Origin of the sequence: Trinickia sp. (assembly GCF_035492435.1) — a bacterium.
Lineage (GTDB): Bacteria > Pseudomonadota > Gammaproteobacteria > Burkholderiales > Burkholderiaceae > Trinickia.
On the sequence record NZ_DATJJF010000002.1, the window covers coordinates 1 to 10,652 of the forward strand.

Genomic DNA, 10,652 nt, shown 5'->3' on the forward strand with positions numbered 1-10,652 from the left:
CCGTCGGTGATGAGATCCTCCGGCAGTTCAATGCCGATGAAAACCATCTTGTTCGTTTTCTTCTCGGCGGGCAGCCATTTCGCGGCCAAGTCGCTGCCCATCATTTGATGGACGCCCTGGAAGACCACCTTGCGATCCACGCCCTTCATGTACAGCACGCCCTTGTAGCGCAGCAGCCGCTCGCCGTAGATCTGCAGCACCCCACCCAGGAAATCCTCGAGCTTGTTCGCGTCGAACGGGCGGTCGTTGCGGTAGACGAACGACTTGATGCTGTCGTCATGGTGAGCATGATGGTGATCGTGCGCGCAGTGCCCGTGGTCGTGATCGCAGTGCGCATGGTCATGATCGTGGCCATGGCCATGGCCGTGGTCATGAGCATGGTGATGATCGCTTTCGGCGAGAAAATCGGGGTCGATTTCGAGCTTCGTGTTCAGGTTGAAGCCGCGCAAATCGAAGATTTCCTTGATGCTGGCCTCACCGAAGTTCACCATCTTGATCGGCGCCTTCGGATTCATATGCATGATGCGATTGCGCAAGTCGCCGACCGTCGCTTCGTCGACGAGATCGGCCTTGGTGATGAACAGGCGATCGGCGAAGCCGACCTGACGCTGTACCACCTCGTGCTGGTCGAGCTGCGCGTTGCCGTGCTTCGCGTCGACGAGCGTGATGACCGCGTCGAGCAAGAATGCGTCGGCGATCTCGCTGTCCATGAAAAACGTCTGCGCGACCGGGCCCGGATTCGCGAGGCCCGTCGTTTCGATCACGACGCGGTCGAATGCCAGTTCACCCGAACGCTTGCGCGCGGCCAAATCGCCCAGTGCGCGAACCAAGTCGCCGCGGATCGTGCAGCAGATGCAGCCGTTGCTCATCTGCACGATCTGCTCTCCCTCTTCCTGCACGAGGATTTCGTTGTCGATGTTCTCCTCGCCGAACTCGTTTTCGATCACGGCGATCTTCATGCCGTGCTTGTCGTTCAGAATGCGCTTGAGCAGCGTGGTTTTGCCGCTGCCGAGGAAGCCGGTCAGAATGGTGACGGGAATCATGGGTTCGCCTGTCGATAACTGTTGATCAATGGGTTGAATTAGGGCCGTAGCCGCCATGTGGTGGCGGCTCGCAAATTATTCAAGCATACCTGTCAAGTGGGGGGCGCGCTCAAATGACATGCCGGCCGTCGCGGCACGTTCGGCATTGACGGTCGAAACGAGAACGCTAAACCGACATGGCGTTTGTCGTGTGCGTCCCGCCGTCATGTGAAAGTACCGCCTGCGCGTTGAACTAGACGATCTGCAGGAGCAGACCCTTCAAGTACTCCCCTTCAGGAAAAGCGGCGAGCAGCGGATGATCGATGCCCGCGCCGAGACGCTTCAAAATCCGCGCGTCGACACGCGCATCGGCTGCGGCACCGGCGACGATCTTCTGAAACAGATCCGCATCGATCGCCCCCGAGCATGAATAGGTGAAAAGGAGACCGCCCGGGCGTAGTAGCCGGAAACCCGAGAGATTGATGTCCTTGTACGCTCGCGCGGCCCGGTCGATATGCTCGCGTGCCGGCGCAAACTTCGGCGGATCGAGCACGACGAGGTCGAAGCGCTCTCCTTCTTCGACAAGGCGCCGCAGCGTGCGAAATGCATCGGCGTCGAGCCACTCGGCGCGGGCCGGGTCGAACCCGTTGGCCTCGACGTTCGCACGCGCGAGCGCCAGCGCCTCGCCCGACGAATCGATCGACACCACGCGCCGTGCACCGCCTTTGAGCGCCGCCAGCGAAAAGCCGCCGGTATAGCAAAAGCAGTTCAGGACGTCGCGATCGGCGGCGTACGCCTGCACGAGCGCACGGTTGTCGCGCTGATCGACGTAAAAGCCCGTCTTGTGGCCGTTTCTCACATCGACGTGATAGCGCACGCCGTTCTCGCTCGCGACCAGCGTCTCTGCGGGCTCGGCGCCCGCGAGCACGCCAGTCGTTTGTTCCAGCCCTTCCTTTTCACGGATCGAAACGTCAGAGCGCTCGTAGACGTTCGGACAGCCCGTTGCGCTGACGAGCGCAGCGACGATCGCCTCTTTCCATGCTTCGACGCCCGCTGCCATGAACTGACAGACGATCTGCCCGCTGGCGGCGGTCGCGTCGCCCGCATCCGGCAGACGGGTTGCGGGGGCGGGGCCACTCGGCGCTTTGCTTGCCTCGTCAGTCAGAGGTAATCCCCGTGGGGCATCCGCCAGGTAATAGTCGACGATGAGGCCGGGCAGCCCGTCGGCCTCGCCGAAAATCAGTCGCACCGCACCGGTGTTTTCGACGAACGAACGCCGGTGTGCAATGGCGCGCTGCACGCGGCGCTTGAAGAACGCATGGTCGATCGGCTCGGATTCGTCAAAGCTCCAGGCGCGCAGACGGATCTGGGAATGCGGGCTGTAAGCGGCACGAGCGAGAAAACGGCCGTCATGGGAGCGCACGATGACCGTCGCGCCTGCGGCAGGCTTGCCGTCGACGCGGTCAATTGCGTTCGCATATACCCACGGGTGCCGGCGCAATAGCGACTTTTCCTTCGACGGTCTCAGCGTAACGGTATTCATAAAGCAGTCAGAGCAATGTATTGCGCGCCTTGGGGCGCGAGTCGGCTGTGGCCGGCGCTGCGACGTCAGTCGCGTTTTTTGGCGCGCGGGTGGGCGCTGTCGTAAACCCGCGCGAGGTGTTGAAAGTCGAGTGACGTGTAAATCTGCGTAGCCGAGACGCTAGCGTGGCCAAGCAGCTCCTGCACCGCGCGAAGGTCGCCGCTCGATTGCAGCAAGTGTGTCGCGAACGAGTGCCGCAGCACGTGCGGATGAACGTTCGCGGGGATGCCGGCCGCGAGCGCCGCACGCTTGACCCGATCTCGTACGACGTTCGGTGACATGCGCGCGCCGCGCACCGAAAGAAAAAGCGGGTGGGGATCGAGCTTCACGAACTGTCCACGCACCGAAAGCCAAGCCGAAAGCGCAACGATTGCCTTTCTGCCGACCGGCACCGTGCGCTGCCGCTTGCCCTTGCCGAGGACGGTCACTTCGGCCGCCGCGAGATCGAGCCATCCTGCTGAGCGATAGCCGTCGGCATCGGCGTAGGCGGTATCGAGCCCGACGAGCTCGGCGAGGCGCAGTCCCGAAGAATAGAAGAGCTCGAGAATCGCCTGGTCGCGCAGGCCCTCGGCATCGGCGGCACGATCGGCGTCCATCAGTGCGGTCGCGTCGTCGACGGAAAGCGCCTTCGGCAGCCGCTTCGGCTGTTTCGGTGCGCGCACGGCCGCCACGGGATTGGCCGGCAGCTCGATGCGCTCGGCAAGCCATCGGTAGAACGCGCGCCAAGCCGAGAGGCGATGCGCGATCGAACGGGCACCGAGGCCGCTCGCATGCGCGCGCGCGACGGCACCGCGGATGTCGGCCGGCGTCAGGCTTGCGAGGGGGCGACCGTTCGCGAGCGTCGCCAGCGCCTCGAGCTCATGCGTATAACTGCGCAGCGTGTGCTCCGAGAGCCGCCGGCCGTGCTGGAGGCTCGAGAGGTAGCTCGCGATCAACGCTGTATCGGCCTGCTGCTGCACGGAGAGTCTCAAGAAGTTGGGCGCGCGTGATGCGCGGGTTTTCGCGTAATGGTCGCGTGATCGTTGCGTGCTTTGCGCCGCGCGATCATCGCACAAGCATGCGGCTCAGCGCGGCACTCGCGAGCGTGCCGATCTGCACGAGAAAGTCGGTGGCCATGCCGTCATGAAAGCGCCGCGGATCGGGGGAACCCATCACGAGCAGGCCGAAGGCAGGGCCGCCGCGGTGGGTCGTGTCAGCGATGTCTTTGCCGTCGGTTTGCAAGTCACGCAGGGCGACGAGTGCGATGGATTGGTATGGGCCTGTTGCGTTGCCTGCTGACGCTGCGCTGCCTTCGTTGGCAGATGCGGCACCCGCTTGCTTCGTGGCGGGGGCGAGCCACTGTGCCGCCTCGAAGCCCGTGTTGGCGCCGCAATAGGGCGCGCTCAAGCTGTTCGCGAAGACGCGCAACTCTTCCCCGACGTGGCGTGCGAATTCAGCCTGCGCGTACGGCTCGGCCACGTCCCACACACGCAGCGCCGCACCCGGCACGTCGAACACTTCGGTGAGTCCAAGCGTTACGGTGCGCGGTAACGCATGGGTATCGCGTTCGGCTATGACGCGTGACGTCCAGCGATTGAACTTCTCCGCGATGCTGTCGTTCTCGTGACCGTGACGCAGCAACTCCGCGAGGCGCCGCTCGAGCAGCTTATTCTTTTCGCGCAGCATCTCCATCTGGCGCTCTTGCAGCGAGATGGCGGCTTTGCCATGCGGATTGGCGAGCCGCACGGTGGCCAGCAGTTCGGCGTGGCGCGAAAAGAATTCCGGATTGGCGAGCAGATAGTCGGCGACTTCGCGTTCGTTCATGATTGGGCGCGAGAAGAGGGGCGGGCGAAAACTACGTGGGCAGGCATGCGTCAAGCTCGATATGAGGTCGATCAGATCAATCCGGCAACGCGATCTCGCCTTCAAAGACCGTCGTCGCGGGGCCGGCCATCGTCAGCGCGGCCGTTTCGTCGCGTGCGCCGTCCCAGGCGATCGTCAATGTGCCGCCGCGCGTGTGCACAGCGACGGGTGAATCGAGCAGCCCGCGACGGATGCCCGCTGCGACGGCGGCGCACGCTCCTGTGCCGCAAGCGAGTGTCTCGCCGGCCCCGCGCTCGAAGACACGCAGCCGGATTTCGCAGCGTGAGACGATTTCCATGAAGCCGGCGTTCACGCGCTGCGGAAAACGGGCGTGCCGCTCGATCTCGGGGCCGACGGCCAGCACCGGAAAGTGCTCGACGTCGTCGACAACCTGCACCGCGTGCGGGTTGCCCATCGACACAACGGACACCCAACGCGTCGCGCCAGCTGCCTCGACGGCCCACAGCGTATCGGCACCCTCTGGGCGGCTCGCAGTGCCGCTTGCATCGAACGGTACGCGCTGCGGTTCGAAGACGGGGCGTCCCATATCGACGACGACTTCGCCATCGTCTTGCATCGTCAACGTGATAAGGCCGCCATGCACCTGAACGCGCACCGTGCGCTTGTCAGTGAGACCTCTATCGCGCACGAACTTGACGAAGCAGCGTGCGCCATTGCCGCAATGCTCGACCTCACCGCCATCGCAGTTAAAGATGCGATATCGGAAGTCGGCGCCGGGCACGTCCGGCCGCTCGACGAGCAGCAACTGATCCGCGCCGATGCCGAAATGACGATCCGCGAGCGCACGCACTTGCTCGCTCGTCAATGCGAGTGTGCTGGTGTAGCCGTCGAGCACGACGAAGTCGTTGCCGGCGCCGTGCATCTTGGTGAACTTGAGCTTCATGGGTCGGTATTGTAAGTGACGTGCGATGCGCTTCCTTCAATAGAAGCTCGGCATCCCGGGCGGCCGCGTCTTGAATCGCTTGTGTACCCAGTAGTACTGCTCCGGCATGTGCGGTATCTGCTCTTCGAGAAACGCATTCATGCGACGCGCGTCGGCATCGTCATCGCCGCTCGGGTAGGCTTGCCACGGCTCGAAGACTTTGAGACGGTACCCTTTGTACTTGGGCAGCACCTCGCCGATAAACGGCACGACTTGAGCATGGCCGACTTTGGCGAGGCGGCCCACGGCCGTGAGTGTGCAGGTCGGCACACCAAAAAACGGCACGAAGGTCGAATTGCGCAGGCCGTAGTCCATGTCCGCACCCAGCATGACCGGCTTTTGCTCACGCAACCAGCGCAGCACGACGCGCGCGCTTTCGGAGCGGCTTGCCATGTCGGCACCGAAACGGCCGCGCGCTGCTTTAGCGATTCGCTCGAACTCGGGGTTCGACATCGGTTGATAGAGCGAGCCGCATTGGCGCCTGAGCGAATGGTTCAAAAAAATCGAGCCGGCTTCGATGCCGACGAAGTGCAGCCCAAGAAACAACGTAGGCGGCAGGTTCGGGTCAGTCAGATCGATTGCGCTATCCACTTGAATCAGCTTCTCGAGTTTTCGGCTCGATGCGAACCATTGAAAGCTGCGCTCGAGATAGCTTCGAATGGCGTGGCGAAAATGCTGCTGCGCAACATCCTCCCGTTTTTCGTCGCTCCACTCGGGAAAACACAGTTTCAAGTTCGTGTGGACAATCGCGCGTCGGCGGTTCGGAATTCGATAGAGCAACCAGCCGAGGCTGTCGCCTGCGCGGGCGACCCAACTGTAAGGAAGGAGCGCCAGGAACTTGAGCAGCCCGATGGCAAGGTGCGTGCCGATCTTCGTCAGCATGCGCCGGCTCCCCCGGGAGCAGCACTGACAAAAACATCGATGCCGGGGCGACCCAAGGTGAAAGGGGACAAAAATAGAAAGACCGGGCCGCTTACAGGGTGAATCACGGCGTGCGCTCCGTGTAACGTTTTTCAGGAAGCCGCTATAATAAGGTCTTCGCCGAGTTAATAGACAACTTGCGGGGCGAAGCTGCGGAGCGCGAAAAACGCGTGCCGCGGTAGTGGAAATCCGCTAAAGCGTCGCCGCTTCAGGCTCCCTGAGCTGGCTACGTGATACGCAAACCTCGTAACCATTGGAGTCTACAAAGTGGCAAACGACTATCTCTTCACGTCCGAATCGGTTTCCGAAGGCCATCCCGACAAAGTCGCGGATCAAATCTCCGACGCCATCCTCGACGCCATCCTCACGCAGGACAAATATTCCCGCGTCGCGGCTGAAACGCTGTGCAACACCGGTCTCGTCGTATTGGCTGGTGAAATCACGACGGCAGCCAACGTCGATTACATCCAGGTGGCGCGTGACACCATCAAGCGCATCGGCTACGACAACACCGATTACGGTATCGACTATCGCGGCTGCGCGGTGCTCGTCGCCTACGACAAGCAATCGCCTGACATTGCCCAGGGCGTCGATCGCGCACATGACGACAACCTCGACCAAGGCGCTGGCGACCAAGGGCTGATGTTCGGCTATGCGTGCGACGAAACGCCCGAACTGATGCCGCTGCCGATCCACCTGTCGCACCGCCTCGTCGAGCGCCAGGCGAGCCTGCGCCGCGACGGCCGCCTGCCATGGCTGCGTCCCGACGCGAAATCCCAAGTGACGGTTCGCTATGTGGACGGCAAGCCGCACTCGATCGATACGATCGTGCTCTCGACGCAGCATGCACCCGATATCGAGCTGCCGACATTGCGCGAGGCCGTGATCGAGGAGATCATCAAGCCGACGCTGCCGGCCGATCTCATCAAGGGCGACGTCAAGTTCCTCGTCAACCCGACGGGTCGCTTCGTTATCGGTGGCCCGCAGGGCGATTGCGGTCTGACGGGCCGCAAGATCATCGTTGATACCTACGGCGGGGCAGCTCCGCACGGCGGCGGCGCGTTCTCGGGCAAGGACCCGTCGAAGGTTGACCGCTCGGCGGCCTACGCTGGCCGCTATGTCGCGAAGAACATCGTGGCAGCGGGGCTCGCGTCGCGTTGCCTGATCCAGGTTTCCTACGCGATCGGCGTTGCGCAACCCACCTCGGTGATGGTGAACACGTTCGGTACGGGCCGCGTTTCTGACGCGAAGATCACGGAACTCGTGCGGGAGCACTTCGACCTGCGTCCGAAGGGCATTATCCAGATGCTTGATTTGCTGCGTCCCATCTACGAAAAGACGGCTGCCTATGGTCACTTCGGCCGCGAGGAGCCGGAGTTTTCGTGGGAAGCGACCGACAAGGCGCTTGTACTCGCGCAAGCGGCCGGCACCGAGCCTGTAGCGGCGGTGGCTTAAACGCTACGGCGGGCGCGAAGCGGCACGCTCTGTCGTAGCCGCCAGCGCACTGCACGATTCAAAAAGACAAACCCCGGGGAGTCGCGCAAGCGCTGTCCGGGGTTTCTTGTTTGTCTTGTCGTTATTTGTGATCGATGCGCCAACCAGGTACGCCGATTGCTGCGCTCAATCCCAGCAGTTGCGGAACGCCACGGCCACGATGACAGGCATGCAGAGCACCAGCGGGATGGCGAAGTAGGGCACTTCGAGATGGACAAGCCAGTTGTAGACGAGCCAGCCGACTCCGGCTGCTAGCGTGGCCAAACCCACGAGCGCAGTGAGGACGTTCAACGTACGTTTCGATGGGCCTTTGCGTGGGCTTTTTTCGTTCTCAGGCGTGGTCATGGCGGCTTCGAGCACATCACTCAACACCGCCCATTCTAATCCATCGTTTATGGCGCCTAGCTAAGCGCGACGCACCTTCAGCGCGGCAGGAGGCATCACACGCCAAAAGCGAGCCAGCACTTTTCGTGGCCGAATCGTCGTCGGGCCAGGCATCCTTCGGCGACCTATCTCGCCGCAAATGAGAACCATCCCTCGCTGGCTGCCAGCCGCCTCGGACGCCTGTTCGTCACTCGATACGCGGCATGGTCACGCTGCGCAAATGGCCGGGACTGTGCGCCATGTCTCAGCAGCATGCGCAGCGAAAAGGGGCGCGCACCGCGCCGTGCCCACAGCGCGGCCAGTAACGTGCGCAGCCAAGCGCGCAGGATGCCGCCTTGTGGCACTGGCTTCGCGCAGGCGTTGGAGCCAGTGGCCCGCATTTGCGCGGCGGTGGCATGAGGGCGCAATGCGCGGATGATGCGGCGCGGCTCGGGGCGCGCGGCCTTGAGTGCTGCTTGTTTCAGACGAAGGGCTAGGTGTCTGTGCATAGTCGGAAGTCGGAAAAGGTGCCTTGCGGCACGAAGTGCTGAGTTCATGCAGCAAACGTGCCATGGCAAGGTCCGGGCGCCAGCACGCGCAGTCCGGCGAACGGATCGGGCAGCTCGGCCGGAGCGCGGCCTGGAGTCCGGGATGATGCAATCCACATAGTAAGGAAAGACTACACGGGGATGCTCACGCTGGGAAGTCGGTTTCTGGGGCTGCACCGCAAACGGACGTGTACACCCTGCGGTCTTTCGGCACACCCGTGCGTGCGCGCCTTAGAATGGGGCACTACAACAGTCGCCATAGGCCAACGGATCGTTTCATGTCGGAGCAATCAAAGAACCAACAAGTGCAAGCGCTGCGCGAGCAGGGCTTTGTCGTCGTCAAAGGCTTGGTTGCGCCGGAGCGCTGCGCTGCGATCAAGGCACTGGCGGTGCAGCAGCTCGATGAGGCGCAGGCGCCGCTCGAGTTCGAGGCCGATTTGCGCTATCCAGGGGCGCCCGAGTCTAAGCACGCGCCAGGAGGCCATACCGTGCGCCGGCTGCTTGACGCTTACGCACGTCATTCGCTGATACGCGATTGGGCCACGGCGGTGGACGTGCGTGGATGGATGGAGCTCTACTTTGGCGAGAAGCCGCACCTTTCGCGCGCGCATCACAATTGCGTCATGACGAAGCACCCTGCTTACGGCAGCCTCACAGGCTGGCACAGGGACGCACGCTATTGGTCGTTCGAGCGGGACGATCTGGTTTCGACGTGGCTGGCGCTCGGCCCGGAGTGCGTCGAAAATGGCGCGCTCTGGTTCGTGCCTGGCTCGCACACGATGACGTTCACGTCGGATCGGTTCGATGCCGCCAAGTTCTTTCGTGCTGACCTGCCGGAAAACAAGGCGCTGATCGAGACGGCGGTCTGCCCCAAGCTGGAGGCAGGCGACGTTGTCTTTTTCCACTGCAATACGCTGCACGCTGCTGGCCGCAACGTCACGGACGACGTGAAGTTTTCGCTCGTCTTCACGTATCACGGCGCAACCAATGTCCCGCTGCCGGGCACGCGCTCGGCAGGGCTCCCCGAAATCGTGCTTTGAGTACAGTGCTCGCGCGCAGCAGTCGCTAGCGCTTTCGCTGGGACCCCGGCGAGACAAGCCCGATCAGGCCCGCGATCGTCGCAATAACGCCGCCCGCGAGCAGCCAGATTGTCTTGTCCGTGGGGGAGCCCGTAAACATGCGTGAAATGTCGTTCGCGAACGAGTGAAGCGACTGTCCGCCAAAGTAGAGCAGCACCACGCCCGCTGCGATCAACGCAATCGACACCGCTTTGGTCATGAGCATTTTCCTTGAGCCGTAGAGCGACAGCCCTGTTCTCCGACGGCCAAGGGCGTGCAGGACGCGAGCGCGCTAGATAAGAGCGGGCAGCCCTTCGACAAGCAACACGGCGAACACGACGCCAAGCATCGCACCGACTAAGCGCAGGACGTTGTGTTTGAGCTGCGTCGAACACGGGCACGAGCCCATACAGAGCACGCCGGCGATGGCCATCGGAATGATCAAGACGAAATCGCTGATCGTATAAGCATGCGCCATGCCATGCCTCCTAAAACGTTTGCAGTCAAAGTGCGTACTCGGCGCTCGACTTTGCTGCTCTAAACAGTATAGGAGGCGGCTTGACCAGTTGGTACCGGCCGGGCTTTGGTCGAGTCGATTCATTACCGTTAGGCGCCCGCGTACGAGCACGATGGAGTATCACGATCAAATTCAGACAATTCTGATAGACCGTGACGATGGCGTTCCTCGCGACGGGCATGGCCGGACGCCTCGCTCGGGTGTCGGTGAAGATGCGGCGCACGCACGCTCAATCCCGTTGCGGCGCCTCGTCGGCACTCGGACTGGTTGGCTGTAGAGGCGCAACCGTGGCTGTGGTGGAACTCGGCTTGACGTAGTCGGAGTCCGTCGTGGTGCAGCCTGGCAGGACCACCACGAGGAGG

General features: G+C 62.6%; 11 protein-coding genes. 2 read left to right on the forward strand and 9 right to left on the reverse strand.

The genetic code is table 11. The features are described from left to right. The 6 genes from VL598_RS00030 to VL598_RS00055 all read right to left on the reverse strand — a co-directional run. On the reverse strand, nt 1-1,043 hold a 1,043-nt coding region (locus tag VL598_RS00030), incomplete at its 3' end, for a GTP-binding protein (protein ID WP_325324653.1). 232 nt (nt 1,044-1,275) lie between these two features. Further along, nucleotides 1,276-2,565 carry a class I SAM-dependent rRNA methyltransferase gene (locus VL598_RS00035; RefSeq protein WP_325324654.1) on the reverse strand — a complete coding sequence of 430 codons (1,290 nt, stop codon included), beginning with the start codon at nt 2,563-2,565 and terminating at the stop codon, nt 1,276-1,278. Between the two features lie 65 nt (nt 2,566-2,630). Further along, on the reverse strand, nt 2,631-3,575 hold the full coding sequence (xerC, locus tag VL598_RS00040; protein WP_325324655.1) for a tyrosine recombinase XerC: 945 nt from the start codon (nt 3,573-3,575) through the stop codon (nt 2,631-2,633). 73 nt (nt 3,576-3,648) lie between these two features. Next, nucleotides 3,649-4,407: a DUF484 family protein gene (locus tag VL598_RS00045; RefSeq protein ID WP_325324656.1), complete on the reverse strand. Its 759-nt coding sequence runs from the start codon at nt 4,405-4,407 to the stop codon at nt 3,649-3,651. 76 nt (nt 4,408-4,483) lie between these two features. Continuing rightward, complete coding sequence (gene dapF / locus VL598_RS00050; protein WP_325324657.1) at nt 4,484-5,350, reverse strand: diaminopimelate epimerase; 867 nt, start codon at nt 5,348-5,350, stop codon at nt 4,484-4,486. A 36-nt stretch (nt 5,351-5,386) separates the two neighbouring features. Further along, nucleotides 5,387-6,271 carry a lipid A biosynthesis lauroyl acyltransferase gene (locus VL598_RS00055; protein WP_325324658.1) on the reverse strand — a complete coding sequence of 295 codons (885 nt, stop codon included), beginning with the start codon at nt 6,269-6,271 and terminating at the stop codon, nt 5,387-5,389. Nucleotides 6,272-6,577: 306 nt separating this feature from the next. On the opposite strand from VL598_RS00055, the gene metK reads away from it, so the two are divergent. Further along, on the forward strand, nt 6,578-7,765 hold the full coding sequence (metK, locus tag VL598_RS00060; RefSeq protein ID WP_325324659.1) for a methionine adenosyltransferase: 1,188 nt from the start codon (nt 6,578-6,580) through the stop codon (nt 7,763-7,765). A 165-nt stretch (nt 7,766-7,930) separates the two neighbouring features. On the opposite strand, the gene VL598_RS00065 is transcribed toward metK, so the two are convergent. Then, nucleotides 7,931-8,095, reverse strand: coding sequence for a hypothetical protein (locus tag VL598_RS00065; protein ID WP_414718632.1), 165 nt, complete (start codon nt 8,093-8,095; stop codon nt 7,931-7,933). An 898-nt stretch (nt 8,096-8,993) separates the two neighbouring features. Between VL598_RS00065 and VL598_RS00070 the strand changes: the two genes are divergently transcribed. Beyond that, nucleotides 8,994-9,755 (forward strand): phytanoyl-CoA dioxygenase family protein, encoded by a 762-nt coding sequence (locus tag VL598_RS00070; RefSeq protein ID WP_325324661.1) that lies wholly within the window; start codon nt 8,994-8,996, stop codon nt 9,753-9,755. A gap of 25 nt (nt 9,756-9,780) precedes the next feature. Here the strand turns inward: VL598_RS00070 and VL598_RS00075 are convergent, their stop codons facing one another. Beyond that, nucleotides 9,781-9,993 (reverse strand): DUF3185 family protein, encoded by a 213-nt coding sequence (locus VL598_RS00075; RefSeq protein WP_325324662.1) that lies wholly within the window; start codon nt 9,991-9,993, stop codon nt 9,781-9,783. Nucleotides 9,994-10,065: 72 nt separating this feature from the next. Next, nucleotides 10,066-10,251, reverse strand: a complete 186-nt coding sequence (locus tag VL598_RS00080; protein ID WP_325324663.1) for a hypothetical protein — start codon at nt 10,249-10,251, stop codon at nt 10,066-10,068. Between the last annotated feature and the right edge of the window lie 401 nt (nt 10,252-10,652).